Consider the following 25,883-nt stretch of genomic DNA (forward strand, 5'->3'; position numbering starts at 1 on the left):
ACGGAAAGAAGTTTGCTGGCGCAAAGGATTTTGCGCCAGCAGCGTGTCTTAGAACTTCGGTAGTGTCACCGTGAAGAAGAGCGCCTCTTCACTGGCCTTGATGTCGACCGGTGCGTCAGACGGAAGAAGCTCGATTGCCGTCTTTTCTCCATAGGTCTTGCCGTCGACGGTGACATTGCCCTTGCTCATGAAGAGCACTTCGATCTGCCCACGTGAACCCGTGTTAAAGGTGGCGCCGGCATCGACTTTGATAAAACCGATGTCGATGTTGCGTTCCGTGAAAGTCCCCAGGCGCTTGGTTGAAACACCCGGTTGACCGGTCGCAATCCAGTCGTAGCCCTTCGGATCCATCATAATGATATCGTCGTAGCGCGGCGGGGCAAGCACCATCTTTTTGCCCATCGCCTCTTCGTAGCACGCAGTCGCACCGTCCTGATTGTGCGTCTGGCCCTTCTCGTCAACCCACGTAAAAATGCCGTTCTTGAACTCGCCCTTTGCCTTCAGCGCTTCGTTGGCAGCTTCGCGTCGCGGCGTGCTCAAGAAGCCCGCTCCGCTCGCTCCGCCGAACTGGATGACCATCATTTCGAGACCTTCCGGGCGGTCCTGCGGACCGTAGTGGACGCTCTCCGGAAAGTAGGCGACAGAACCTTCATCCATGATCTTATGGGGCGAAGCAGGATATTTGCCCTTCAAAACATAGCGGATCTGATCGAAGTTGTGCCGATGGCGTGGTGTTCCCCAGCCGCCGCCGCCCGTCAGACCGACGTTGAGCAGATAGTTGTTCGGGGACCCGTCTTCTCCATACAGCAGGAACTTCTGGTCGAGCTTTCCATCGCGCATTGAACCGACGGCACCGCCCTCTGCGGTTGATGCTTCTGAGATACGCATTGTCACTCCTCTCGTGTCTCAAGTTTCGAATTGGATTGGCTTTGCCCAGATAATAGGAAAGTCTGGTGCTCTGACATCCTCTAAATTTTTCACTTATAACATTATGTTATCGCTGCTTCGCCGCTGGCTGGATGCAGGCTTGATAAGCAGGACCATAGACTGCAAAACCATAGGGACCGCGCACCGAATGAGTGCGCCAATGCAGTGCGCGATTGCTTCGCGAGTTTTGGATCCCCTATGACCGGTTTGGAAATTCCGACAAGAAACCTGATGAAGGCGAAGATGGACGCCGGCCAACTGGCGGTCGGAATGATCGTCCGCCTGATGCGCAATGTTGAGATTGCCGCCATTGCCAAGAGCGCCGGTTTCGATTGCCTCTACATCGACCTCGAACATTGCAGTTTCTCACTGGAGACGGTCAGCCAGATCAGCATGACGGCTGTTGCCTTGGGTGTGACGCCGCTTGTGCGTGTGCCAGGGCTCGACAAAGCCGAGATCAGCCGGACGCTTGAGGCCGGAGCGCAGGGCATTATCGTCCCGCATCTCGAAACGCAGGCGCAGGCCGAGGATGTCGTCGATGCAGCAAAATTTCAGCCGAAGGGAAACCGGTCGCTTCTTGGAGCCAATCCACACACTCTCTTTCGCGCCGGTCCCGCTGCGGAAACGATGGAAAAAATGAACGAGGCAGCGCTGGTTGTCGGGATGATTGAATCGGTGCGCGCCGTGGAGAACGCGGAGGAGATCGCCTCGGTCGACGGCATGGATATGCTTCTGATCGGCACCAACGACCTTTGCAACTCACTCGGCCTGCCCGGTCAACTCGATCATGTTCGGGTGCGCGAAGCCTACGAGCATGTCGCCGCCGCGTGCCGGGCAAAGGGAAAGCATCTCGGTGTCGGCGGTCTGAACACCCGCCCGGACGTAGCAAAAGACATGATTGCCCTGGGCGCCCGCTATGTTTCGGCGGGCAGTGACACCGGCTTCTTGACCAGCGCGGCAAATGCCACCGCGCAGTTGTATCGGTAGCTTGCAATCAGCCTGCGCGATGATGTGTGCCTATTCAAGCCCGTCGGCTCGAACCTGACAGACCGATCCTTTATTTTTGGAGATCAACCGTGAACATCGACACCGCCTCACAATCGCCTGAAGACGCTGAGGTACCTGCAGCCGCCCGCGACTTCAGCGTCAAGGACCGCGTTATCATCGTCACGGGGGCCGGACAGGGCATCGGCCGTGAAATCGTGCGCCAGTTTTCCGCAGCCGGAGCCGTCGCCGTCATTGCGGATCTGAGCATCGAAAATGCGCAAGCGGTGGCAGGCGAAATCGAAGCGGCGGGCGGCAAAGCTCTTCCCCTGCAGGTCGACGTTTCCAAACGGGAATCAGTTGATGCGATGGTGGCTGCAGCCCTGGCGGCATTCAAGCGCATCGATGTCCTGATCAATAACGCCTCCCTCTTTTCGACCCTGACCAAACGGCCATTTGAGGAAATTCCTTCCGCCGAATGGCAAAAGGTGATGGAGGTCAATATCAACGGCACGTTCTTCTGCGCCTCTGCGGTCGTGAAATCCATGCGTGAACAGCGCTTTGGCCGCATCATCAATATCTCTTCGGCCTCCGTCCATCGCGGCACGAAGAATTACCTGCACTATGTCACTTCCAAATCAGCCGTCATTGGCATGACAAACTCCCTGGCACGCGAGGTTGGTGCCAACGGCATTACCGTCAACTGCATTCGCCCGGGCACCGTTGCGACGGAAGTCAAAGCACGGGTCGCCAGCCTTACCGCAGACATTCGCCAGCGCAATATCGATCTGCAGTGTATTCCGCGAACCATCGTACCATCCGATCTGGCGGGGCTTGCCATGTTCCTCTCCACGCCGGCCGCAGCCTTTATCACCGGTCAGACGATAGCCTGCGATGGCGGCTACACCCACAGCTTTTGATCGAGCGCTTGCCGAGGAGATCGAACGTGAAACACTACGGAAACCTTTATATTGACGGCATGTGGGTGGCACCTGCCAATGCCGGTCAAAAGCCTCTCATCAACCCGTTCACGGAAACCGCCTTTGCAAGCGTTGTCACGGGCGGCGGCGTCGATGAAGTCAACAAAGCCGTCGTCGCGGCTCGCCGCGCATTCTCCACCTACTCGGCGACGACACTTGATGAACGGGTGGCGCTTATTGACCGCATCATCGCGGCTTACGAGGAACGCGCCGACGAGATTGCCGATATTATGGCGCAGGAAGTCGGCATCCCGGTCAGTGCCCGGGCACAGACCACCGGGCCAATCGGCCATATGAAAGTCGCGCGCGATCTCTTGAAGACGTACCACTTCGAAAGGCACCTTGGTGATACGATCATCCGGCGTGAGCCCATCGGGGTTTGCGCGCTGATCTCTCCTTGGAACTGGCCGGTTCAAACACCAGTCATAAAGGCGATCTACGGACTGGCCGCTGGCTGTACGCTCATCATGAAGCCCTCCGATGCTTCACCGGTCAGTGCTATTGTGCTCGCCGAGATTTTCGAGAAAGCCGGCGTTCCACAGGGTGTTTTCAACCTGATCATTGGCCGAGGCCGCGACGTCGGAGCCGCAATGGCCAGCCATCCGGACATCGACTTGGTTTCATTTACCGGTTCGACGCAGGCCGGCGCACAGGTGGGCGAAGCAGCAGCCCGTACGATCAAACGGGTCTCGTTGGAGCTTGGCGGGAAGTCGGCAAACATTGTTCTCATGGATGCCGATCTGGAAAAGGCAGCGCGTTGGAATATCCAGCGGTGTTTCTTCAACACCGGACAGTCCTGCCATGCTCCGAGCCGCATGCTCGTGCATGAAAGCCAGATGGATGCGGTGGTGCCCTATCTCGTCGATGAGGTTGCCCGGTATCGCCTGGGTGATCCCAAAGATCCCGAGACCACGATGGGACCAGTCGTCAATCAGGCGCAGTTCGACAGCATCCAACGCCATATCCAGATCGGTATCGATGAAGGCGCTCAGCTTGCCTGTGGCGGGACCGGCAAGCCCGACGGGCGCAATCAGGGCTTCTTCGTAAAGCCCACCGTATTTGCTGGTGTGTCACCAGACATGACCATCGCCAGGGAAGAAATTTTCGGACCGGTGCTGGCGGTCATACCATACAAAACCGAGCAACAGGCGCTCGATATTGCCAATGACAGCATCTACGGACTGGGCGGCTACGTTTTCGGCGGCGACCGCAAGAAAGCCTATGACTTTGCCTCCGGCCTTCGCGCCGGCCGGATCTGCTTCAATGGTGCAGCCACCAATTCGCTGACACCGATGGGCGGATACAAACAATCCGGTATCGGACGGTCGATGGGAAGTGTTGGGCTTGAAGAATATCTCGAAATCAAATCCGTGTACGGGTTCGATGAGGAAGCGAGCCGCTTGCCCGAGTTCACATTCTGATGCGTACCGGGATGCGCTCCTACAAGATTGCAGCTATTCCAGCCGATGGTATTGGACCGGAAGTCATCGGGGCCGGGCTCCAGGTGCTCAAGGCCCTGGCTGCGCGCAGCGGGGACCTCTCATTTGATATCACGCATTACGACTGGGGATCGGACTACTATAAAACGCACGGCGAGATGATGCCCTCCGATGGGTTGGCCCGGCTGAAAGCGCACGACGCGATCTTGTTTGGGGCGGTTGGCTCCACGGACGTCCCGGATCACATCACGCTGTGGGGACTGCGGCTGCAAATCTGCCAGGGTTTCGATCAATATGCCAATATCCGCCCGACGCGGATCCTCCCGGGGATACCGACCCCCCTGCTCGGCAAGGGGGTCGGTGACCTCGACTGGGTTATCGTGCGGGAGAATTCGGAAGGCGAATATTCCGGTCATGGCGGGCGCGTCCACCGAGGCCTGCCTGAGGAAGTGGCAACCGAGGTTGCCATCTTCACACGCACAGGCGTGGCGCGGATTATGCGCTATGCGTTTCGGCTGGCACAGGCCCGGCCGCGTAAGCTCCTGACGGTCGTCACCAAATCGAATGCGCAGCGGCACGGCATGGTCATGTGGGACGAGATCGCCGCCGAAGTGGCGCGGGAATATCCTGACGTCACTTGGGACAAGATGCTTGTCGATGCAATGACCGTGCGCATGACGCGAAGCCCTGAAAGCCTCGATACCATCGTCGCGACAAATCTGCATGCGGACATTCTGTCCGATCTGGCGGGTGCACTGGCTGGAAGTCTGGGCGTCGCTCCCACGGCCAATATCGATCCGGAGCGGCGCTTTCCCTCAATGTTCGAGCCAATTCACGGTTCGGCTTTCGACATCGCTGGCAAGGGTATCGCCAACCCAGTTGCGACGTTCTGGACCGTCTGTCAGATGCTCGAGCATCTGGGTGAAATGGAAGGCGCTTCGCGCCTGATGAAAGCAATCGAGGACGTCTGTGCTTCCGGCACAATGACGCCTGACGTCGGCGGACAGGCGACAACGCAGCTCGTGACCGATGCGGTCATCGAGGCGATCCGCGCGTCCAATGCCTGACATTGAACAAAAAATGGGAGGACCTCACATGAAAATCGGCGTTGTTGGGCTTGGCTCGATGGGCTACGGGATTGCCGCCTCGCTTCTGCGATCCGGGCACGAAGTGTTCGGCTCCGACGTGAATGTCGACGCCATCAAGCGGCTGCGTGCCGAGGGCGGGTCGAATGAAGATATTGCAGCCGCTGCACCTCGGCTTGATGCGCTCGTCGTGGTCGTCCTTAATGCAGCCCAAGCTGAGGACGTTTTATTCGGGAAAGAGGGGCTGGTCGGCTGGCTGCCGGCGGACGCTGTTGTCATGCTTTGTGTGACCGTTGCACCGGACTTTGCACGCAGCGTTGCGCAAAAATGCGCGGAGAATGAGGTCCATTTTCTCGATGCTCCAATCTCCGGGGGATCCGTCAAAGCCGCGCAAGGCAAGCTTTCGATCATGGCCTCCGGGACACCCGAAGCATTCACCAGAGCCCGGCCTGCACTTGATGCAATGGCCGAAACCGTTTTCGAACTGGGCGACACGGCCGGTGCTGGATCTGCAATGAAGGCTGTCAACCAGATGCTCGCTGGCGTCCATATCGCGGCGATGGCCGAAGCGATCACATTCGGCATGACGCAAGGAATTGATCCGGAAACGTTCATCAAGGTCATACCCCGTTGCGCCGGAACGAGCTGGATGCTGGAAAACCGTGCGCCGCACGTGGTGTCAGGCGATTTTACCCCTCACTCCGCCATCGATATCTGGCCGAAGGATCTTGGCATCGTTCTGGATGCAGCCCGGGCTTCAAAGTTCGCCGCACCGATCACGGCCGCAGCGCTTCAGCAATTCCTCGCAGCATCCGGGATGGGATTGGGGCGTGAAGACGACGCGGCAGTCGCCAAAGTTTATGCCCGCAATGCGGGACTGACATTGCCTGGCACAGGTAATTGATCTGCCATTGGTGAATTATCGCAGGACGGGATGCTGGCATGACAACATATTTCGGTGCAATCGCTGACGATTTCACAGGCGCGACCGATCTTGCAGGCCTTCTTGCGCGTTCCGGTGTCGAAGTATCCTTGCGCATCGGCGTCCCTGACAGCCCGCCCGCCAAGACAGCGCCACTTGAGATTATCGCTTTGAAATGCCGGACCTCGCCGGTCGATGAGGCAATAAAGGAAACCCGAGCTGCGCTCGACTGGCTTCGCGAGGCCGGCGCCAAAAGGTTCTTCTGGAAATATTGCTCTACCTTTGATTCGACGCCTCGCGGCAATATCGGCCCGGTTGCCGAAGCGCTTATGACGGCCCTCGGAACCGATCAGACGATATATTGCCCCGCCTTTCCGGAAAATGGTCGGTCGATCTTCATGGGCAATCTGTTTGTCGGCGAGCAACCATTGGCCGAAAGCCCAATGAAGGATCATCCGCTCACACCAATGCGCGATTCCAATCTCATGCGGCTGTTGGAGCCACAGGTCACCTTGCCGGTCGGACTTGCCAACCGTCACGCCGTCGCTAGGGGACCGAACGCGCTTCGCGACAGGCTTGCAAGCCTCAAAGCAGATGGCGTGGCACATGTCGTTGTCGATGCAGTTGCAAATGACGACCTTTCCATCATCGCTGATGCCTGCCAGGATTTGACGTTCTTGACAGGCGGTAGTGCAGTCGCGATGCCTTTGCCCAAGATCTGGCTGAGCCAGGGTTTGGTCAAAAGACGTCACGGCGAAGGTGAACACCGTTTCGAAGTCGGCCCTGCGATCGTTCTCTCAGGCAGTTGCTCGGCAATGACGAACCGCCAAGTCGCAGCCTTTCTCGGCCAGGGCGGCCGGCCCAGCTTGAAGTTGGACCCCCTGGAACTGGCCGAAAACGGGCCCGGCCCTGCCCTCGAATGGCTGTCGCACCAGGACTTAACGAAGACCCCAATTCTCTATGCCACCGCGGCGCCAGATGCCGTTCGGGCAGCCCAGGAGAGATTGGGTAGCGATCGGGCCGGCGCCCTGGTCGAAGCCGCTCTTGCCGCATGCGCCGCTGCGGCCAGAGACTTGGGCATCCGCCGCTTTGTCGTGGCAGGAGGAGAAACATCGGGTGCCGTCACCAAGAGCCTCGGTGTGACACGTCTCGATATTGGATCGGAAATCGCCCCCGGTGTTCCCTGGTGCTTTGCGCGGAGTGGAAACCACGACGTCGCAATCACCCTGAAGTCAGGCAACTTTGGCAGCGAAGACTTTTTCGCAAAGGCTTTGGAGGTGCTTGACGCATGACCGAAGAAACCCGCTTGCGCGACTTGATTTGCACGCTTGCGAAATCTCTGTTCGACCGCGGCTTGACGCATGGCTCGACGGGCAACATCTCAGCCCGAACCCACGACGGCGGTCTTCTCGTCTCGCCGACGGGATCCAGCTTCGGACGACTCGATCCCGGCCGGCTCAGCCGTTTCGATGTCAATGGCCGGCATCTGAGCGGCGATCAGCCCACCAAGGAGATGCCGCTTCACAGTGCCTTCTACGATACGCGCAGCCAAGCCGGTGCAGTGGTTCATCTGCACTCCTGCCATGCGGTCGCATGGTCACTGATGCCCGACGTCGACGAAGACGACTTTCTTCCGCATCTGACCCCATATGCCATTATGCAGCTTGGACGGGTCAAACTTCTGCCCTTCTTTCGTCCGGGCGATCCTGCCATGGGCGATGCGGTCAAAGGGTTGGCCGGCAAGCGCTCGGCGGTGATGCTGGCAAATCACGGACCGGTGGTGGCAGGCAAGGACGTCGAAGCGGCATGCAATGCTATCGAGGAGCTAGAAGCCAATGCGCGGCTAGCTGTGCTGACGTGCGGCTGTCGTCCGCGGCTTTTGAACAGGGGGCAGGTCGCCGGCATCGTGACCAGTTTCAACGTGGAGTGGGAGGCATGAGATTTTCCGCCAACCTTGGCTTCCTATGGACCGATCGACCGCTTCCAGATGCCATTCGGGCAGCGAAATTGGCCGGGTTCGACGCCGTTGAGTGCCACTGGCCCTATGCTGTCCCCTTTGCCGATACCAAGGCTGCGCTGGAGGAAACGGGTTTGACGATGCTTGGGCTGAACACCAGCCGGGGCAATACGGCAATTGGCGAAAACGGCCTAGCCGCCCTACCCGGCCGCGAAGCCGATGCTCGAGCGGCCATCGACGAAGCCCTTGCATATGCTGCCGGGCTTTCCGCACCCAGCGTTCACGTCATGGCCGGTAATACGGGTGGACCGCGCGCAAGAGGCACTTTCTGTGAGAACCTCGCCTATGCTTGCGATGTCGCAGGCGATAAGACGACGATCCTCATCGAGCCGCTCAATCCATACAACGCACCGGGCTATTTTCTAAACAGCACGGAACAAGCGGCAAGCATCATCAGGGAAGTGGGCAGGCCGAACCTTAAGTTGATGTTCGACTTCTATCATATTCAGATCATCGAAGGGGATGTGACCCGCCGCTTTGAGACCCTGCTGCCACTGATCGGGCATGTTCAGATCGCGTCGGTGCCTGATCGCGCCGCCCCCGATCACGGCGAACTGGACTATGCGTTTGTTCTGCACAGGGTGCGCAAGTTGGGCTGGGATCAACCCATCGGTGCGGAATACCTACCCGAGACGGGTATGCCCCCCGATACATCGTGGCTGAGCAGATACACGGCACTCTAGCGACCAACTTCACCGGCAAGGGAGGAATATAGAATGAGCGATAAACCAATCGTTGGATTCATCGGCGTTGGCCTTATGGGCCATGGCATGGCGAAAAACATCAGGACCAGCGGCTATGAGCTTTGGTACCTTGACCAGAGGCCGATCGACAGCCTCCTGAAACTGGGCGCGCGCGAGGCGGCAAGCGCGAGGGATATGGCGCAGAAGTGCGATATAATCCACATCTGCCTGCAGAATTCTGGCCAGGTCGAAAGTGTCATACGCGGTGACAACGGTATTCTTGCGGGTGCGCGGCCCGGACTTGTGGTGATCGACACATCGACCTCCGACCCCGCCTCGACGTTGAAGCTTGTTGAAGAGGTAAAGGGAAAAGGGATATCGATGATCGACGCCTCTCTCGGCCGCACGCCGAAAGAGGCGGAAGAAGGCACGTTGGATGCCATGGTCGCTGGCGACGACGAGATATTCGAACGCGTCAGGCCTGTGATAGAATGCTGGGCGGGCCGTATCATCAGGGTCGGCGCTGTCGGTAACGGGCACAAGATGAAGCTTCTGATGAACTTCATTGGTATGAGTTATGGCGCGCTCTATGCTGAGGCGGTCGTGCTCAGTGCTAAAATCGGCATCTCGCCTCAGACGCTGCGGGAAGTTATTGCCCCGAGCCGGATGGGCAGCGGCTTCTTCGATACATTTATGAAGTACGTCGTTGAGCGGGATCGGGATGCCCACAAATTCGCAATTTCATTTGCCGCCAAGGATCTGCGCTACGTCAACAATATGGCGGCTGAGTCGAAGATGATGAGCATTATGGCGTCAGCTGCTGTGCAATATTACGCTCATGCCGAGTCAACAGGCCATGGCAGTGACTATGTGCCAATGTTAAGCGACCTCGTGGGCGCGTTGAATGGAGTGGACATGGCAGAGGAAGTGCGCAAAGGCGCACATAACGTCGCCCTTTAAGCGCCCAATGCAACACGCATCATTGATTGAACCACAAGATGCTGAAACCCTCGGAACTGCAAGTTCCCTGGCGTAAATATTGTGAGCAATACACCTGTGGCACCAGCAACAATGGCTCACAGGTTCATCCAGTCATTCGATCGATATTCAGTCACCGGCGGTTTCACCCTCGCCGCATACAGTCTGTGGATCATTGCCGCCGATATGGGGATCGTCATGACGATCCTGCGCTATGCCGGCCCTAGCTGCTTTTGAGCACACTTCCCGATGCGGCCTTGCGCGCATGAAGAACAAGACGGCCAGTTGCGGTTTGGCAACCTTGGTTGAAGAAGGATAGCCGAAATCCTCCCGAGCAAGGTTATGATCGCGCCGCGCGCCGCAAGATGATGGTGGCGATTGGCGCCGCGCACACGACAAACAGCGCGCTGACCAGGAAGATTGCAGATAAGCCAGCGGCACTTCCCAGAAGGCCAAGCAGCGGTCCGCTGGTTGCGATCGTGAAGTCCAGGCAAGCGGAATAAAGACCCATGGCCATACCGCGATTGTCTGCCGGTGCGGCTGCGACGACCGCCACACCAAATCCTGGAAAGACCAGCGAGTAACCGACGCCGACTGTGGCCGCACCGATCATGCCAATGATCGGCTCCGGCGCAATCCATATGAGGAGCAAGCCCGCAACCTCAACCAGTACGAAGACCAATGCGGTCAACCCGCCGCCAAGTTTGTCAGGTAAGTGGCCGAGAAATGTCCTAGCCACGACGAGGGCAGCAGCAAAACACGTGACCGCTAGCCAAGGATTGGGCCACTGCCGACTTGCAAAAAGAAGAACGGAAAAGGTCAAAATGGCGGAGTAGCCGACGCTGCTGAAAGCCGCTCCCAGGCCTGGCAGCCAAACCGTGCCGATCACCTTTCGAAGCGACCCAGGTTGAGCGGGCCGTCCCGCCACGGGTGGCAAGGGAGCGATGATCAACGCCGTCAACAATGGTAGAACGATGGTGGCGGTCGCAATCGCGCCAAACCCCATGGACGAATACAGCGCGGTTCCAACCGGAGCGCCGGCAGCCAGCGCGCCAAACATAGCCGTGCCTACCCAGGCAATCACTTTGCCGGCGTTCTTCGGACCGGCGGTCGCAAGGCCCCAAGCCACTGACCCCGTTAGGATAAGACCTTCGCCAGCACCGAGTACAGCGCGGCCCATCAAGAGGATGGTGGCTGACGTGCCAGGCTGCTGCATAAAAAAGGTCGATACCATGTAAAGGCCGCCAGCTATAACCGCACATCCCAGGCCCAACGACACCGCCCTTTTCGGCCCGCGACGGTCGGCATAGTTCCCCGACCAGAGTCGCATCACAAACGACGCTGCAAACTGGCTGCCGCTGATCAGTCCGACCACGAACGTTCCAAACCCGAGATCGTTGTGGACATGCAAGGGCAGCACCGGCATGGCCATGCCAGCGATCAGGAAGCCGACGAAAACGACAATCATTTTCGGCAAAAGTATTTTAAAGACGGAGCTGTCACCGTCGGCATCAAAAGGGACAGGATCTGACAAACGGAATTCCAAACTAGCTGTTAGTTACCCGAAATCGGGCGCAGACGGATGACGATGTCGATGTTGACAATGTCGAATCCCTCCGGTGGGTCGGGAGGATTAAGAACCGCGATCTTCTGGTCGGGTACGTCGAGGATTTCCCCACGACCTTCAACATAGAAATGAAAATGCTCAGCGACATTGGTGTCGAACCAGGTGCGCAACCCTTCCACAGCGAGAACCCGCACGAGCCCCGCATCGGTGAATTGATTGAGAGTGTTGTAGACAGTAGCGAGAGACAATATGAACCCTCCCTCTCTTGCCTCTGCGTGAAGCTCTTCAGCCGTGACGTGCCGGTGCCCGCCTGCAAACAGCAAATTGGCAAGCGCGATACGTTGTTGCGTCGGTCTCAAGCCTGCTGATCGGAGGCGTTGGAGGGTTGTCGTCTGATGGGGCATGCTATTGGTCCATGTGAGCAGGTGCCACTGTAACAAATCAAGCGCATCGTCCGTACCTTAGTTATGCAAGCGCCGATTTGGATATAAGATCATGTTATCGCTCTGACGTCCCCGACGCAGGAGCAGGGGCCGGTGACGGCTGGGAACGTCATTGATCGGATGGAGCGGCATGCTTCGACGGCGGGCCGGAAGTGCGCTAGGCGGGATGGAAGCGGTTCGGCGCTCGAATTGCGAAAAAGCACCTCGCCATTGATGAACGGTGCTCATAACAGCAACCATTTTAATAGCGGTAGTAAGGGGCGGTCCCTCTCCCTACCTCTGCTTTCACCGCAAAGAGATGCTCGAGGGCATCGACGCGGCGAGCAACGACTGTAGTGGAGGGACAATGCGTCTCAATAGAACGATCATGGCATCGGTGCTGGTCGCCGCAACCGCCTTTACATCTCTTACCGACGCCAACGCCCAAAGCATCAATGCCGGCGAGCGTGGTGAGAGCACGGTTCGCCCGTTTACGAGCCGCGCGATTGCGGAGTTCGACAGGCCGTGGGCGCTAGCATTTCTACCCGATGGGCGCATGGTCGTGACTGAAAAACTCGGGAAGATTTTCCTTGTCACCCAAACCGGGCAGAAGACAGAAGTGGGTCACGTCCCCGTCGTTGCCGCAGCTGGCCAAAATGGTCTGCTCGACATCGCAGTAGCGCCCGACTTCCCGACAAGTTCACGACTTTATTTCACCTACACCGAGCCCGGCGATAACCGTAGCAGGCTTGTTTTGTCCCGAGCGACCCTGGCAATATCAGACAGCGGTGCATCACTATCCGACGGCAAGGTGATATGGCAGCAGTCACCATCTGGCGGCGGCGGCCAGCCTGGCGGGATCATTGCCTTTGATCCGGCGGGGCTTCATCTCTTTTTGACCGTTGGCGACCGCATGCAGGCAAGCACCGCGCAGGATCCCGATCAGGCGCGAGGAAAGGTCCTGCGCCTCAACCTCGATGGGAGCGTGCCAGGTGATAATCCGAACGCCGCCGCCGGCGGCGTCGCCGCGCAGACCTGGAGCACCGGTCACCGCAATCCATACGGTCTTGCATTCGCCGCGGATGGCCGCCTTTGGCTCCATGAAATGGGGCCGCGTGGCGGCGATGAACTGAACCTGATCGAGCCCGGGCGGAACTATGGCTGGCCGGACGTTTCCAATGGCGACAATTATAGCGGCACGCCGATACCGCGCCATGCCACGAGACCCGAGTTCGCAGCACCTGCCGTCTATTGGACCCCCGTCATCGCGCCTGCCGGGCTCGCCTTCTATGAAGGTAACCTCTTTGCGAAATGGCGAGGGTCCGCCCTGATCGGCGCGCTGGCGGTCCAATCTCTCGTGCGGATGAACTTCGATCCTTCTGGCCGAGCCGATGAAGTGGATCGCTGGGACATGGGCGCGCGCATTCGGGATGTGGCCGTGGCGCCGGATGGCGCGGTTTGGCTGATTGAGGACGGCAGTTCCGGCAACCTGTTGCGTCTGACGCCGCGAGATTAGTCCCCGTTTGTCGCAAAACGACCTGCCAGGCCACGCGCATGGCCGGGTGACCGCTCGTCGTGTCGGGCGCCGGTTCGCGAACCGTCGTTGCAAAGCCCGTTCATTCATGAGCGGTCCTTCTGACGACAAGCAAAATGAGCGGCCTAATATAGCTGCTTCGGATGAGTTACATTTGCTGTGTGGCGAAGTCAGGAGCTCGGTCGTCATATTGGGCTCCACGCCAACCGGAAATCTTTGCGGGAGATCAACGCCTGGTCCTTACCCCACACGTCGTGGCCCTCTTCGACCCTTGGCCCAGATCCTCCCCATTGGCGGGGCGAGAAGAGCAAAATTGGCCTAACGTGTGACAAGGGGCGCTCCATTGGAGCGCCCCTTCGTCATTTCGACCTACGCTTTTATCCGCGCTTGGCAGCCAGCTTTCGAACGCATGGCACCATTCCTGGCAGACCGTGCCGCTCAGCCCGGAGCGACACGGCCGCCGCTATCTTCAGCGCATCTGAAGTACGATTGGATTGCTGCTCGCCGGATCTGTGTGCTCACGCAAAGCCTTCACATCGTCGATGCTCACCGGTCCGCCGTGATTTCCCCAACTCGAACGCACATAGGTCAGAACATCGGCGATTTCCTTGTCTGACAGTTGCCCACGGAACGGCGGCATGCGGTAGGCATCAGGGATCCCCTTGGTGATGACACGCGCCGAGCCATTTAATGTCACGTTGATCTGCGAGGCATTCTCAACGGTCAGCGAAGACGCGGCACCCGCCAGGGGCGGGATCCACTGGTTCTGTCCTACCCCCTCCGGTCCGTGGCAAAATCCACATCGGCTGGCATAGGTTTGGGCTCCTGGAATTTTCAGACGATCGGAGACGGATAGGCTCGTGGCAGGTGGGACATTCCGGGGCCATGGTGCTCCATCGCGGGAAGGGTCACCTGGCAGCGATTTGAGATAAACGCTGATGGCCCGCAAATCTTCGTCGGTCATGAAAGCGAGCGAATTGTTGTAGGCCTCTGCCATCGAACCGAAGACGACAGCATGCTGGTTTCTGCCGTTCTTCAGGAAAGCGAAAATGTCATCCTCGCTCCAGCGCCCAAGACCGGTGTTGTGATCCTGGCGGAGGCTTGGCGCATACCAGCCATCAAGGAGTGCGCCGGCGAGATAATCCGGGCTGCTCTCGTCGAGCGCCTTTTCGTTCATCGTGAGGCTGCGCGGCGTATGGCAGCTGCCACAATGGCCTGCACCTTGCACGAGATAGGCGCCACGGTTCCAGGCGACGTCCTCTGAGGTCTTCTGCTGATAGGTTTCGCCGACCGTGAAGATCAGATTCCACATTGCCAGCGGCCAGCGCATGTTCATCGGCCAAGAGATCTCTGACAGAGCGTTCGGCTGGTTGACCGGTGCAACATCAGTCATGAAGAACGCGTAGAGCGCTCGGACGTCGTCGTCGGTCATCTTTTCGTAGGACGGATACGGCATCGCCGGATAAAGGCGCCGGCCATCGGGGGCAACGCCCTTGCGCACTGCACGGTCAAAATCGGCCAAGCTGTAATTGCCGATACCTGTCTGTTTGTCGGGCGTAATGTTTGTCGCGAAGATGGAGCCCAAGGGCGTTCCCATTTCAAGACCGCCTGCAAACGGTTTGGCGTTCGGCAAGCTGTGACAGGCCACGCAATCTGACAACCGGGCAACGTACTCTCCTCGTTGCGCAAGATCGACGGACGGAGGCGGCACTGCCATTTCGTCGAACGGAGACGGCGGCAGACGTGTCACGAACCACGCCAGACTGCCGCCGCCGACAACCACCAAAATGACGATGAGCAGGAGTATTTTTTTCAAGGACAATCCATCCTGTAATATGAGCAAAGAAACCAAAGCGGCCGGTATCGTCGCTGCAGTCGCGACCCATCGCACCGCCGAAATTTAGTGAGATGGGTCAGTCCGATGCTACGACGGCCGGCGGTCTAGCTCTCGAACCTGTATTGCGACAACGGCATGCTGCGGACACGCCGACCTGTCAGGGTGGACACGGCATTGGCCACTGCCGGAGGGATGGCAGGAAGTCCCGGTTCGCCGATGCCGCCCATTGCAGCGCCGCTTTCGACGATGCGGGCATGAACCCGCGGCATCCGGCTGGGCGGCAAGATGGGGTAGAGATCATAGTTGCGAGCGACCGGCTCGCCCTGCTCGTAAATGGCTTCCTCGATCAACACTTGCGACACTCCGAGGGCGATTGCCGAGTTGAGTTGCGCTTCGATGATGGCCGGGTTGACGATGCTGCCCGGGTCGATCGCTTCCCACACATCGTGGACGACCACTTCGCCAGCACGGATCGACACTTCCGCGATAGCCGCCGCGTGACTGCCGAAAGGCGACGCCATGGCGATGCCGCGCGCACGACGCGAGCCGTCCTCCGCCGTAAAAGGTCCCCTCTTCCATCCGCCTGACGCCTCCGCAACGGCCTTTAACAGGTTGCTGAGCCGCTCATTGTCCTTCAGGAGATGGAGGCGCAAGGCGAAAGGGTCCTGCTTGCCTGCATCGGCCATTTCGTCGAGGAACGCCTCGTAGAAGAAGTCGTTCATGGAGTTGCCGACCGAACGCCAATAAGCGAGCATCGTCGGGTTTTCCACATAGATCTGGGCGATCCGGCGATTTGGGATGGCATATGCCTTTCCGGTTAGCCCCTCGACAGCGGTTTCGTCGATCTTGTTTTCATCGTGTCCGGACAAACCTTCCGTCGGGCCTTCGCAGATACTGATGGCCTCGATGGCGGCGGGCATGCCGTCGTCGTCAAGGGAGCCGCGAAACCGCACCGAAGCCATCGGTCGAAGGGGATCGCGCAAAAATTCCTCTTCCCGGGTCCAGATCACCTTGACGGGCCGTCCAACCTGCTTTGCGAGTTCTATGGCCTGGGAAAACGGGCTAGCTGCCGCATAGAGAAAATGCCGGCCGAAAAAACCACCCAGCAAGGGACTGTGAACACTGATCTTGGACGCATCGAGCCCGGTCGTTTTGGCGATCTCAGCTTGAAACATCTCAGGCGCCTGGTTCGGCGCCCAGACATCGAGCGTTCCATCGTCGTTGAAGCGCGCCAGTGCTGATGGCGGCTCCAACTGCGCATGCCTCAGATACTGGCTGCGATAGGTCGCCGACACAACCGACTTTGCGCCAGCAAGGACGGCAGGTGCATCTCCCGCCGTTTCCGCATCCTTACCGGTTCCCGGCTCGTTGGCGAGGCGTTCGCTGAACGCTGCGGTGGAAAAGTCTGCGGGCATGTTACGCGTGCCGGGTATCAGCGGCTTGGAGCCCGCCTCGATCCAATCGACGACCAGCGCTTCTGCTGCGCGCTTCGCATTCCACCACCGCTCGGCGACCACCGCCACAGCACCAGGGAGCCGATGGACCGAATGGATGCCGGGCATCGCCCTGACATCGGCCTCGTTGCGAATGTTTCCAACCGCCATTCCCAGACGTGGGGCATGCTGCACAGAAGCTTGGAGCATGCCGTCGACCTTGCAGTCGATGGCATAGATCGCCCGACCGGTCGATTTATCGAGAATGTCGAGCCGCTTGATCGGTTTCCCGATCCAGCGAAACTGGCTGCGCTCCTTCAGCGACACACTTTCCGCAGCCGGAACGGGAAGGCTCATCGCATCCGTCGCAACATCGCCATAGGTAAGTTTGCGGCCGGATGCGGCATGGATGACCTGACCCGGCTCGCTCGTCATCTCCCCAACCGGGACATTCAGGCGCTTTGCGGCGGCCTCGAGGATCATTGCGCGGGCAAGGGCGCCCAGCCGGCGCATCGTATCGTAGCTCATGCGCACGGACATGCTGCCGCCGGTGATGCGCATCTTGCCGCCAATAATCAGATAATCCGAGCCAGTCGGCGCATTTTCCACGCTGAACGAACTGGGGTCCATATCGAGTTCTTCACCGACGATCTGCGCCATCGCCGTAAAGATACCTTGGCCTCCCTCCACGAATGGGCTCATGAGGCGCACGGTGTTGTCCGGGCGAATTTCGAGGAAGGCAGGAACGCGCGTTCCCGGCGTCATGACCGCGGGCGCCTGCGCCAGCGCGGGTCGTACCGGCAATCCGAAACCGAGCACCAGAGAACCTGCGGCCGTTCCGATGGAGCCAAGAAGAAATCCCCGTCGCGAAATGTTGACCGGTCTTCCGCTCGTAAAGTCGTTGTCCTTAGCGAGATCGCGAATGATATTGCTCATAGCGTTTCCACCTTCTGTCCGGCCACATCGTGAACAGCGGCCGTGATCGAATTGTAGGTCCCGCAACGACAGAGATTGATCATGACGGCAGCGATATCGTCATCGGACGGATTGGGCGTCTCTTTGAGAAGAGCCGTTGCCGCCATGACCTGGCCCGATTGACAGTAGCCGCACTGGGGAACCTGATGGGATACCCATGCGGCCACGACCTTCTGACCGACTGGATCGGCCTCGATCGCTTCAATTGTGGTGATCTTGCGGTCCGCGACGCTGTCCAGTGGCGTTACGCATGACCGGGTTATTTGGCCGTCAACCATGACTGAACAGGCGCCGCATTGCGCCAGCCCGCATCCATACTTTGTACCCGTAAGACCGAGTTCATCGCGGATCACCCAGAGAAGTGGCGTGTCTCCGCTCGACTCCACCTCATAGGTCTGTTCATTGATCTGAAGTCTCATGAAATTGCTCCGATGCAGTCTGCTTCAAAGGCGAACGGTGAAAAACGTAAAGAAACTAGCGCTTGAGGGGCCCAAGCTCGCAATCGATTTGAAATTGTAAACCTGCAGCAAGAGCATGATTAGGGGGGGAAACCCGATAGCTGTCATGACCTCCGCTCATTAGTGGAGAACCATCTTGGGTAAACCAAATGCACCGATGCGCGGGAAGGCGACTAAAATCGAAATAGCTCGTTGCGCAACAGGCTATGACGCCAAAATTCCCTGTCCAGACAGGTGCGTACCTACCGAGGCCAGTTCTTTTGAGCAATCGGTTCGGGATGTCGCTTGTTGACAGCGAACATGAGCGTCTTCGCGCAGGCCGGATCCTTCCGACGCCGCAGGGCAACTGATCGCGAACAGGCCGAGCATGACAACCCCTGCCAAACCGAAACCCGCGCCCAGCCGGCGGGAATCGACTACGTAGTCGTGTGGATCGTAGCTGTGCGGATCATAGGACATGAATGGCTCTCTTTGCAGCGGTTTTGGCAGAACGTCGCGTTCCGCCAGACGGTCACAAAGTGGGTATACCGATCGGCTGCGATTAGAGCCCTGAAAGCGTTTGTTGATATGAACTCAGCTCATCAATCTTCAGCAACCTGATGTGTGCCGGTGTCCGATACCCCTCCAACCAGGCTGAAGCCCAGCGTGGTCGCCGCCGCAAACGGATCGCAGGCTCCTCGACTGGGCTGCCGCCCATTTTGCCTGACGGTGTTTCGGCCACGGCAGATCCGCGGTTGGGCAAGGCCCGTCTTGGAAAAATTGACAATGCCCTCCCCTGCGAGGTCTCCCGGGTCCCAGCACCATTCCAATCTGTCCGACGGCCACCCGCCCTCACCCCAAAGCCCTCCCGGGAACATTTGCTCTACAGCGTTGACATTCTTTCGTGGTTTCGTGCCTGGCATTAAGGGGCCAACGGGGTCGCGGGGCGCTGCTTCCCACTCGCGTTCGGTCGGTAGGCGGTACCCTGCGGAAGCGAAATCAACGCTCACCAGGCATTCCTTGTCTGTTGGCACAAACGTGTAAGCCTGGCCAAGGCCCTCGCGGGCGCTTTTCCAGTTTGCAAACTTCACGGCATCGTGCCAACTCACCAGGACGACCGGATCATCCTCGCCTTGATCCATGTAGGGATTGTCCCAAGACGCGTCGGGCTTTTGTTCCCATTTTTTCCTCACGAAGATCCAGCCGCCTCCACGTCTCTCGCAGTCCGTGAGATATGAGGTGCGGCTTACAAATTCCCGGAAATCACCGACCGTTACTTTCCGTTTCTCGGCATGCACTTCGTTGGTTTGAGACGTCACGCTTCTCTCCTCCCGCGTTCTTCATGTATCCCCAGCCCGGCTACGCCGGCCACCTCCGTAAATGTGATCTCCTTGTGATGGCGTTGTGACCGCCGTCATCAATCCTTCGCTGTTCTATTCATCACTGTGGCGCTATAAGGGTCCAATCAGATGAGAAGGATTCATGAGTGCCGCGCGAAAATGTTAATGACCTCATGGCGTTTGTCGCGGTTGCCCGAGAGCGCAGCTTCACAAGGGCCGCCGCTAAATTCGGCGTATCTCAGTCCGCTTTGAGCCATACGATACGTCAGCTCGAGGCGCGGTTGGGTGTACGCCTGTTGACGCGCACCACGCGCGCGGTCACCCCGACAGAAGCGGGTGAGCGCTTGCTTGATGGCATTGCTCCGCATTTTGACGAGATTGAAATGCACGTCGATGCGCTCAGCGCCTTGCGTGACAAACCTGCCGGGACAATTCGTATTTCCGCCTCCGACTACGCGATCAAACATTTGCTGTGGCCAAAACTGCGCGAACTTCTCCCCGAATATCCTGATGTCAAAGTCGAGCTTGTACTCGACAATGGCCTGACCGATATTGTGACCGAACGTTTTGATGCCGGTGTGCGTATGGGCGAGCATCTGGCAAAGGACATGATATCGGCCCGCATCGGCCCCGACTTTTGTCTGGCCGTCGTCGGTGCGCCCTCGTACCTTCGAAACCATGCGGAACCGCAGCACCCGAAAGATCTGGTCAGCCATACTTGCATCAACTTCCGGCTGCCAAGTTCCGGCGGCCTTTACGCCTGGGAATTCGAGGAAGACGGACGCGAGATCCGAATTCGTGTCGATGGCCAAGCCAGCTTCAACAACACGTTCGATATCCTGGAAGCTGCCCTGGACGGCTTCGGTCTCGCCTATATTCCGGAAGAAATCATCCTCCCCTATGTTGCGGAGGGGCGCCTTGTGCGCATGCTTCAGAAATTTTCTCCCCACTGGGACGGGTACCATCTGTACTATCCCAGCCGCCGGCAGTCCTCTCCTGCGTTCATTGCGGTGCTCGACGCGCTGCGCCATCGCGACTAGCGAGAAGACCAGCGCGGGCTCATGCACCTGTTGCGTCCTCTAAAGCGCGGCCACGAGATCTTCGCTCCACACGCCTTCCAGATCGACCCATTACTCCACCTCGCCACCAACTCATGCCATAGTGCGTGATGACGGCTGGCAGGGCGACGACGCCGGCCCAATAACCGAAGAACGGCGTGACCGAGGCCGTAAAATCCCAAAAATCAAGGCTGTAGGTAAAGGTTAACTTGGCCCACACGCCAAGCATCCGCATGCTCAAAACGCCGAAGCCGGCAACCGCGACCGCAGTCAACCGCAGAGCCCAAATCGCGACCCTGCTTTGGCTTGTCATGCCCAGGCAGGATCGTACCACCGCCATGACCCGGGTCCAGTGGAGGCCGAGATGAACGCCGACGATGATCATCACCCAATAGGCCGAGAACCAGTGGATGTCGCGAAGATAAATGCTGTCAGGGATAGGAAGGGAGGCAAAGAGCGATTTTGATATGATGATGCTTGTGATCAACAGCACAAGCATGTTTCCGATCAGAAGCAGATGCAGCAATGCCGTGACCGTTCGACGGGCATCATAACGACCGCGCAACAGATTCGTGAACCAGAGCCGATTCACGCCAACGTGCCATGCTAGCATGACAAACAATGCCGTTCCGAACACTTCATGCGGCCGGTTGTCGAGCCACCAATAGGCAAGCGAGAGGAGCAGCAACGTTGCCATGCACCCTGGCAGCAAGAGGCGCGTTATAAAGAGTTTTTTCAAGGTGGTGGGCTCCCATCGAACGCCAACGCATCGCTGAACGTAAACATGAACTGGCGATCGCCGCGGGACCGCTGATGGCACGAATAACATTGCGCGATATTTTCATCGGCTTTGATGGTCTGATCGGGCCAAAACCATTGATACTGCCAGTCGTCGACGCCCTCTCCCATTTTTTGCGCAACGAGATAGCGCGTCAGCACATCGCTCTGGTAATCGACAAGCACCACATGCGTGCCGGTCGGTACGTTCTTGCCCGCCTTTATGGCACCAAGGGCTGTCTCGCTCGTTAGCATATGCTCTCGGGTAATGCCGCGGCGAACCGTCGTGTAGTGCGACAATTGGTCAAGCGGTGGAAAAGTCACCTGGTTTGCTTCTGCGAAGGCTGGCCTCGGTCCGTCTGTCTCGGGCGACATCAGGTAGCCACCCACAAGGACAATCAAGCCAGCTATCGAAGCGAGACTGCTGCGCAGTCCAAACTTTGCCATGTTTTTTTACATCCTTTCAGGACGAACGCCGGCACCCTGAGACTGCCCGATGTTCTTCGTGAGCCTTCCTTGTCATTCGGCGAAAACAAGGATTGCCTTGCGGGGCCGGGCAGATCTTGAATCCAGCCTTGACATGCGTGAGACATAGCAGCTCACCTGAAAGTCAATTAGGGGGTCCTAGCCGTTTGTAGCTATGAGCCTGATTCATCAATCTCCGCTGGTCTCTCTCGCGCGGAAAGACGCCTTCCGCGCCAACCCGATATCGGAAACTTTGCGCCGCCTTCAGGAGGCCGGCGTCAGCGTTTCGCCAGCCATGAATGTCAAGCCCGTGTCGACCGTGGCCGATAAGAGGAGAGACACAATGAAGCGTCTCGACCAGTAGGGATGTCGTCAGGACCAATGCTGCGAATGCAATGTTTGTCCAGCGGGCCTGAAGCGTGTGCTCTGGCGACAGCCCCGCGTCGACCGGATCCGGCTCTGGCCCCGGTATAAAACAAAGTTATACCGTTAATTGCCTGCAGCTTGTGGTGTGATGCGGCTGGAAGATATCGTCAGCGAATGGAGGAGTTCGAAGCGCCTTTTACGCGCCGCTTCATAAGAGCACGAACAACGCAGTGGGTGTCCTGCTGCCCGTTCACGAAAGCCCTGGGAGGGATCAAAAAATGGAAATGAAAAACCCGACGAGACGGAATGTCCTTGCAGGAGGGTTGGCGCTTGGCGCACTTGGGGCCATGAGTGGCCGCGCTGCAGCGGCAGATGTGATCCGATGGATTGTGGGCTATCCACCTGGGGGAGCGACCGACCTCATCGCACGGCTGCTGAGTGGCCCGATGTCCCAGAAACTTGGCCAGACAATCATCGTCGACAACCGTCCCGGCGCCGGCAGCTCAATTGGCGCAACCGCTCTCGCCCATGCCCATCCCGATGGCCTCACGGTCGGTGCTGCCGACAACGGCACCCTGATCATCAACCCGGTTGCATATAAAAATCTCCAATACGACCCGGACAAGGACTTCCGCCCCGTTGGCGCCTATGCTGACGTCAACATCCTGTTGGCCGTCTCGAAAGCCCAGCCGTACCAATCCGTCAAAGAATTTATCGATCAGGCAAAGACAACCTCCCAGCCTATCGCCTTTGCTAGCCCGGGCGTTGGTAGCCCCTTGCATTTGGCAATGGAAAGGCTGGCACGTCAAGCCGGCCTGAAGCTCGAGCACATCAGCTACCGGGGCATGGCTCCGGCATTGAATGACGTTCTGGCCGGCGTCGTCCCCTCCATCGTGATCGACTATGCCACGGCTCGCGAGGTCATCCGCTCCGGTGACTTGAGGCCGCTCGCGACATTTTCCGCATCGCGCTTGGCAGCTCTGCCAGACACCCCGACATTCGATGAAAAGGTTCTTCCGGGTTTCACCGCGGGGGCGTGGCAGGGCATGATCGTCCCACGTGCTACGCCCGATGAAGTGGTCAATCGTCTTAGCAGCGCGCTTGCCTTTGCCCTGCAGGACGAAGCCGTAAAAGCACGATATGCGGAACTTGGCTTGGGCGCGCCGGCGAGTGATCCACAATCGTTCTTGACGCGCTGGCATGACGACAAAGCGATTTTACAGCCATTGATACGCGAGCTTGGTATTTCGCTGTAATCCACACACGGCCTATCGCCGCTACGTGGCGATAGGCAACATCTCGCGGAGCTGAGCTCGTTCGTCTGGGGCACGAAGAACTTGTCCGCTATTTGGAGCAAATGCCACCAGCTCGGTCTTGTAGCTCAAAAAAGCAGTCCCCCGGAGCGAACCGCCTCCCTTCCAGCCCATTGCGGTCTGAATGACGCAACATGTGGTTCACGACAGCGCGTTCAATCAGATAGTTCTGTCAGCAGCCCGCTCTCGATGCTTAGCCATCGGATCAGTTGAGGCGAAATACTCCCGTCAAGAACGTCCTCACTGTGGCTTGTGCTGCCTCGGTCGCAGCTTTGTCGTAACCCACGGTCGAGCCGAGTTGCACACAAGCATCATTGAAGGTGAAGGGCTTGCCAGTCTCGTCATTGAGTATCCTGCCGTCTTCCTCGCGGCGCTGACAATTGCGAGAAGATTGTGCGCTTTGGGCAACGGAAACCAACCGTGCATCGGGGTTGTCGAACCCGTGGTGCGCGCCGGGATACTCGCTCATGACAGCGTCCTTACCGGCGGCGTTGAGACGCGTGATGTAATCAAGGCACGCCACAGCCAGGGTCGTGTCATCCGCCGCGCCGTGGAATTCGCGGACTGGTGCGTCGGCAATGTCGAGTTCATCGACAAAGTGAATGTTGCACGCAGGATAGAACGAAAGATGTGCGGCAATGCGCGCCTTTGCCGACCCATGGAGGGCTTGGAAGCGCCGCAGGCTGGTATAGAGCGCGGCGGAGCCACCGCGCGAAAAGCCCATCACGGCGATGCGTGATGGATCGATCCGCGGGTGAGCCGCGAGCACGTCGACGGCGCGATAGGTATCGTAGAATTGTGCCAAAGAGCTCAGCCGCGACTGGTCTGTCTCGACCTGATCTATGCCTCGACCGCCGAAACTATCAAGGCGGAACGTGGCGATGCCCATTCTGTTGAGAAATTCGCCCCATCGGACTGCTGGCGTGCTGTTGGCAGCACCATTGGAACCATGGAGCAGAATGACGGCCGGCAGATGCTCATTCCAACTGGGGAATCGGAGCTGGCCAGTCAGCGTTACAGCAACTCCGTTCGCCGTATTCCCCTGCAAGAACTGCTCGTCCGTCAGGGTGAGCGATGGCACTGTCAATGTCTCGTCTGGGGGAAATTTCGGGCGGACTTCCCCGGCGCGTCCGTAAGCTGCGAACAGTGTCACGATGCACAGAGTGAGGGCGGCTCCGATGACGCGTGCCATGTCAAGCACCTCCGACTGGCGCTCAACTTAGCACGTTACGCCGCCAAACCATATGACTCCCTCAACTCGGAGCCGGATTGACAATGCCAGCCAACCAGCAAGCCCGACCTCTTGTGGCATTTGCTGCCGAACTGCGGACTTGTCTCGCAACGGCCCTCGAGGCATTGCCTCAAAAAATGGCGATCGCGCGTTTGTCGACCTGAACTGTGCGAATGCTTCCCTAGCGGTTACGGCCATTGATCTTGAGCCGAATTCGGTAAAGCGAGTTCGTTGCGCAGACGTACATGATGTTGCGCCTGGGACCGGCAAAGGTAAGGTTCGCTGCAATTTTTCCAAGCTTGATCGTTCCCAGCAGTCCGCCGTCCGGCTCGTAACAATAGACACCATCCCCGGCGCTGATCCAGATATGATCGTCGCTGTCCAATCTTAAACCGTCAAAGATGCCGACAGGGCACTCTGCAACGACATTGCCGCCTGTGATGCGGTGGTCGATATCGACTTGGAAGGCCCGCAGGTGCGCAGGGCCGTTTTCGTGATGGCTCTTGCCACTGTCGACGACATAAAGTGTGCTTTCGTCGCGGGAAAAGGCCAGACCGTTCGGCATCACCATATCGGTGATCTTTGCCTCCACGGCTCCGGTATGCGGATCGACGCGATAGACATGGCAAGCCTTGATCTCTGACTCGGCTTTCATACCATCCAGATCATGCAGAATTCCATATGGCGGATCGGTAAACCAGACTGCCCCGTCAGAGGTCACGACCACGTCATTTGGCGAGTTCAGCTTTTTGCCCTGCCAGGTTTCGGCGATGGTGATGATGCTCCCGTCGTGTTGTGTACGACTGACACGACGGTGGCGATGCTCACAGCTGAGCAATCGGCCCTCAAGGTCCACGGTTTGACCGTTTGGATGGCCGCAATCGTGGCGAAATACACTGATTGATCCATCCGTTTCGTCCAGACGCATGATGCGATCGTTTGGAAGATCGGTGAAAAGGAGAAAGCGGCCGGCCGGGAAATAGGCCGGGCCCTCGGTGAAAAGGCCGGCGTTGAAAAGCTCTTCCGGCGGAAAAAGCACCGCGACTTTATCGTGGAAACGCTTGTCGAGAATCTCGTAGTGCTCAGTCACTATGTTGCTCCTTTCGTCATGTT

The 25,883-nt window shown here is 58.3% G+C and carries 25 protein-coding genes; 13 read left to right on the forward strand and 12 right to left on the reverse strand.

The features are described 5' to 3' along the window. Positions 1 to 48: 48 nt before the first annotated feature. Positions 49 to 888 (reverse strand): DUF4124 domain-containing protein, encoded by an 840-nt coding sequence (locus AC1D2N_RS23725; RefSeq protein WP_018517136.1) that lies wholly within the window; start codon positions 886 to 888, stop codon positions 49 to 51. Positions 889 to 1,197: 309 nt separating this feature from the next. Between AC1D2N_RS23725 and AC1D2N_RS23730 the strand changes: the two genes are divergently transcribed. The 10 genes from AC1D2N_RS23730 (at position 1,198) to AC1D2N_RS23775 (ending at position 10,252) form a co-directional block, all read left to right on the forward strand. Beyond that, a complete protein-coding gene (locus AC1D2N_RS23730; RefSeq protein ID WP_245275436.1) occupies positions 1,198 to 1,914 on the forward strand; it encodes an HpcH/HpaI aldolase family protein in 717 nt (238 codons plus the stop codon). 89 nt (positions 1,915 to 2,003) lie between these two features. Further along, on the forward strand, positions 2,004 to 2,831 hold the full coding sequence (locus AC1D2N_RS23735; protein WP_018517134.1) for an SDR family NAD(P)-dependent oxidoreductase: 828 nt from the start codon (positions 2,004 to 2,006) through the stop codon (positions 2,829 to 2,831). 26 nt (positions 2,832 to 2,857) lie between these two features. Next, on the forward strand, positions 2,858 to 4,312 hold the full coding sequence (locus tag AC1D2N_RS23740; protein ID WP_020572908.1) for an aldehyde dehydrogenase family protein: 1,455 nt from the start codon (positions 2,858 to 2,860) through the stop codon (positions 4,310 to 4,312). A gap of 11 nt (positions 4,313 to 4,323) precedes the next feature. Continuing rightward, positions 4,324 to 5,397 carry a tartrate dehydrogenase gene (locus tag AC1D2N_RS23745; RefSeq protein WP_026242379.1) on the forward strand — a complete coding sequence of 358 codons (1,074 nt, stop codon included), beginning with the start codon at positions 4,324 to 4,326 and terminating at the stop codon, positions 5,395 to 5,397. A 28-nt stretch (positions 5,398 to 5,425) separates the two neighbouring features. After that, positions 5,426 to 6,319, forward strand: a complete 894-nt coding sequence (ltnD, locus tag AC1D2N_RS23750) for an L-threonate dehydrogenase (RefSeq protein ID WP_018517131.1) — start codon at positions 5,426 to 5,428, stop codon at positions 6,317 to 6,319. 38 nt (positions 6,320 to 6,357) lie between these two features. Then, on the forward strand, positions 6,358 to 7,629 hold the full coding sequence (gene otnK, locus AC1D2N_RS23755) for a 3-oxo-tetronate kinase (protein ID WP_018517130.1): 1,272 nt from the start codon (positions 6,358 to 6,360) through the stop codon (positions 7,627 to 7,629). Next, a complete protein-coding gene (gene otnC, locus AC1D2N_RS23760) occupies positions 7,626 to 8,276 on the forward strand; it encodes a 3-oxo-tetronate 4-phosphate decarboxylase (protein ID WP_018517129.1) in 651 nt (216 codons plus the stop codon). The genes otnK and otnC overlap by 4 nt, the downstream gene beginning before the upstream one ends. Further along, a complete protein-coding gene (locus AC1D2N_RS23765; protein ID WP_032990332.1) occupies positions 8,273 to 9,037 on the forward strand; it encodes a hydroxypyruvate isomerase family protein in 765 nt (254 codons plus the stop codon). The genes otnC and AC1D2N_RS23765 overlap by 4 nt, the downstream gene beginning before the upstream one ends. A gap of 33 nt (positions 9,038 to 9,070) precedes the next feature. Further along, positions 9,071 to 9,997 carry an NAD(P)-dependent oxidoreductase gene (locus tag AC1D2N_RS23770; RefSeq protein ID WP_018517127.1) on the forward strand — a complete coding sequence of 309 codons (927 nt, stop codon included), beginning with the start codon at positions 9,071 to 9,073 and terminating at the stop codon, positions 9,995 to 9,997. A 111-nt stretch (positions 9,998 to 10,108) separates the two neighbouring features. Continuing rightward, positions 10,109 to 10,252: a hypothetical protein gene (locus AC1D2N_RS23775; protein ID WP_018517126.1), complete on the forward strand. Its 144-nt coding sequence runs from the start codon at positions 10,109 to 10,111 to the stop codon at positions 10,250 to 10,252. Positions 10,253 to 10,355: 103 nt separating this feature from the next. Here AC1D2N_RS23775 and AC1D2N_RS23780 read toward each other — a convergent pair whose 3' ends face one another. Both AC1D2N_RS23780 and irrA read right to left on the reverse strand, forming a co-directional pair. After that, entirely contained in the window at positions 10,356 to 11,549 is a 1,194-nt protein-coding gene (locus tag AC1D2N_RS23780) for an arabinose transporter (RefSeq protein WP_018517125.1), read from the reverse strand. A gap of 20 nt (positions 11,550 to 11,569) precedes the next feature. Continuing rightward, a complete protein-coding gene (irrA, locus tag AC1D2N_RS23785) occupies positions 11,570 to 11,986 on the reverse strand; it encodes an iron response transcriptional regulator IrrA (protein WP_018517124.1) in 417 nt (138 codons plus the stop codon). 385 nt (positions 11,987 to 12,371) lie between these two features. On the opposite strand from irrA, the gene AC1D2N_RS23790 reads away from it, so the two are divergent. Next, a complete protein-coding gene (locus AC1D2N_RS23790; RefSeq protein ID WP_130748095.1) occupies positions 12,372 to 13,520 on the forward strand; it encodes a PQQ-dependent sugar dehydrogenase in 1,149 nt (382 codons plus the stop codon). Positions 13,521 to 14,007: 487 nt separating this feature from the next. On the opposite strand, the gene AC1D2N_RS23795 is transcribed toward AC1D2N_RS23790, so the two are convergent. The 5 genes from AC1D2N_RS23795 to AC1D2N_RS23815 form a co-directional block, all read right to left on the reverse strand. Continuing rightward, positions 14,008 to 15,354, reverse strand: a complete 1,347-nt coding sequence (locus tag AC1D2N_RS23795) for a c-type cytochrome (RefSeq protein ID WP_026242377.1) — start codon at positions 15,352 to 15,354, stop codon at positions 14,008 to 14,010. A 125-nt stretch (positions 15,355 to 15,479) separates the two neighbouring features. Further along, positions 15,480 to 17,744, reverse strand: coding sequence for a xanthine dehydrogenase family protein molybdopterin-binding subunit (locus AC1D2N_RS23800; protein WP_018517121.1), 2,265 nt, complete (start codon positions 17,742 to 17,744; stop codon positions 15,480 to 15,482). Beyond that, a complete protein-coding gene (locus AC1D2N_RS23805) occupies positions 17,741 to 18,202 on the reverse strand; it encodes a (2Fe-2S)-binding protein (RefSeq protein WP_018517120.1) in 462 nt (153 codons plus the stop codon). The genes AC1D2N_RS23800 and AC1D2N_RS23805 overlap by 4 nt, the downstream gene beginning before the upstream one ends. Positions 18,203 to 18,445: 243 nt before the next feature. Next, the gene (locus tag AC1D2N_RS23810) at positions 18,446 to 18,700 is read right to left on the reverse strand and encodes a hypothetical protein (protein WP_128408339.1); all 255 of its coding nucleotides are present in this window, start codon (positions 18,698 to 18,700) and stop codon (positions 18,446 to 18,448) included. A 122-nt stretch (positions 18,701 to 18,822) separates the two neighbouring features. Beyond that, positions 18,823 to 19,539, reverse strand: coding sequence for an SUMF1/EgtB/PvdO family nonheme iron enzyme (locus AC1D2N_RS23815; RefSeq protein ID WP_018517119.1), 717 nt, complete (start codon positions 19,537 to 19,539; stop codon positions 18,823 to 18,825). Positions 19,540 to 19,706: 167 nt separating this feature from the next. Between AC1D2N_RS23815 and AC1D2N_RS23820 the strand changes: the two genes are divergently transcribed. Beyond that, the gene (locus AC1D2N_RS23820; protein ID WP_018517118.1) at positions 19,707 to 20,600 is read left to right on the forward strand and encodes a LysR family transcriptional regulator; all 894 of its coding nucleotides are present in this window, start codon (positions 19,707 to 19,709) and stop codon (positions 20,598 to 20,600) included. Positions 20,601 to 20,619: 19 nt separating this feature from the next. Here AC1D2N_RS23820 and AC1D2N_RS23825 read toward each other — a convergent pair whose 3' ends face one another. Together AC1D2N_RS23825 and AC1D2N_RS23830 are read right to left on the reverse strand one after the other, a co-directional pair. Beyond that, positions 20,620 to 21,357 carry a DUF4405 domain-containing protein gene (locus tag AC1D2N_RS23825; protein WP_245275435.1) on the reverse strand — a complete coding sequence of 246 codons (738 nt, stop codon included), beginning with the start codon at positions 21,355 to 21,357 and terminating at the stop codon, positions 20,620 to 20,622. Next, the gene (locus AC1D2N_RS23830; RefSeq protein WP_018517116.1) at positions 21,354 to 21,842 is read right to left on the reverse strand and encodes a hypothetical protein; all 489 of its coding nucleotides are present in this window, start codon (positions 21,840 to 21,842) and stop codon (positions 21,354 to 21,356) included. The genes AC1D2N_RS23825 and AC1D2N_RS23830 overlap by 4 nt, the downstream gene beginning before the upstream one ends. A gap of 662 nt (positions 21,843 to 22,504) precedes the next feature. Here AC1D2N_RS23830 and AC1D2N_RS23835 point away from each other — a divergent pair. Beyond that, the gene (locus AC1D2N_RS23835) at positions 22,505 to 23,482 is read left to right on the forward strand and encodes a Bug family tripartite tricarboxylate transporter substrate binding protein (protein WP_026242376.1); all 978 of its coding nucleotides are present in this window, start codon (positions 22,505 to 22,507) and stop codon (positions 23,480 to 23,482) included. Between the two features lie 262 nt (positions 23,483 to 23,744). On the opposite strand, the gene AC1D2N_RS23840 is transcribed toward AC1D2N_RS23835, so the two are convergent. Beyond that, positions 23,745 to 24,731, reverse strand: coding sequence for a dienelactone hydrolase family protein (locus tag AC1D2N_RS23840; RefSeq protein ID WP_018517113.1), 987 nt, complete (start codon positions 24,729 to 24,731; stop codon positions 23,745 to 23,747). A gap of 220 nt (positions 24,732 to 24,951) precedes the next feature. Next, entirely contained in the window at positions 24,952 to 25,863 is a 912-nt protein-coding gene (locus tag AC1D2N_RS23845; protein ID WP_032990338.1) for an SMP-30/gluconolactonase/LRE family protein, read from the reverse strand. Positions 25,864 to 25,883: the final 20 nt, after the last annotated feature.

It is taken from the genome of Rhizobium sp. P1_B8 (genome assembly GCF_056406515.1).

Bases quoted from the DNA above. Each gene is read 5' to 3' on its own strand.
- AC1D2N_RS23725 (WP_018517136.1), bottom strand. From the start codon at position 888: ATGCGTATCTCAGAAGCATCAACCGCAGAGGGCGGTGCCGTCGGTTCA.
- AC1D2N_RS23730 (WP_245275436.1), top strand. From the start codon at position 1,198: ATGATCGTCCGCCTGATGCGCAATGTTGAGATTGCCGCCATTGCCAAG.
- AC1D2N_RS23745 (WP_026242379.1), top strand. From the start codon at position 4,324: ATGCGCTCCTACAAGATTGCAGCTATTCCAGCCGATGGTATTGGACCG.
- ltnD (WP_018517131.1), top strand. From the start codon at position 5,426: ATGAAAATCGGCGTTGTTGGGCTTGGCTCGATGGGCTACGGGATTGCC.
- otnK (WP_018517130.1), top strand. From the start codon at position 6,358: ATGACAACATATTTCGGTGCAATCGCTGACGATTTCACAGGCGCGACC.
- otnC (WP_018517129.1), top strand. From the start codon at position 7,626: ATGACCGAAGAAACCCGCTTGCGCGACTTGATTTGCACGCTTGCGAAA.
- AC1D2N_RS23765 (WP_032990332.1), top strand. From the start codon at position 8,273: ATGAGATTTTCCGCCAACCTTGGCTTCCTATGGACCGATCGACCGCTT.
- AC1D2N_RS23770 (WP_018517127.1), top strand. From the start codon at position 9,071: ATGAGCGATAAACCAATCGTTGGATTCATCGGCGTTGGCCTTATGGGC.
- AC1D2N_RS23775 (WP_018517126.1), top strand. From the start codon at position 10,109: ATGGCTCACAGGTTCATCCAGTCATTCGATCGATATTCAGTCACCGGC.
- irrA (WP_018517124.1), bottom strand. From the start codon at position 11,986: ATGCCCCATCAGACGACAACCCTCCAACGCCTCCGATCAGCAGGCTTG.
- AC1D2N_RS23790 (WP_130748095.1), top strand. From the start codon at position 12,372: ATGCGTCTCAATAGAACGATCATGGCATCGGTGCTGGTCGCCGCAACC.
- AC1D2N_RS23800 (WP_018517121.1), bottom strand. From the start codon at position 17,744: ATGAGCAATATCATTCGCGATCTCGCTAAGGACAACGACTTTACGAGC.
- AC1D2N_RS23805 (WP_018517120.1), bottom strand. From the start codon at position 18,202: ATGAGACTTCAGATCAATGAACAGACCTATGAGGTGGAGTCGAGCGGA.
- AC1D2N_RS23810 (WP_128408339.1), bottom strand. From the start codon at position 18,700: ATGTCCTATGATCCGCACAGCTACGATCCACACGACTACGTAGTCGAT.
- AC1D2N_RS23830 (WP_018517116.1), bottom strand. From the start codon at position 21,842: ATGGCAAAGTTTGGACTGCGCAGCAGTCTCGCTTCGATAGCTGGCTTG.
- AC1D2N_RS23835 (WP_026242376.1), top strand. From the start codon at position 22,505: ATGGAAATGAAAAACCCGACGAGACGGAATGTCCTTGCAGGAGGGTTG.
- AC1D2N_RS23840 (WP_018517113.1), bottom strand. From the start codon at position 24,731: ATGGCACGCGTCATCGGAGCCGCCCTCACTCTGTGCATCGTGACACTG.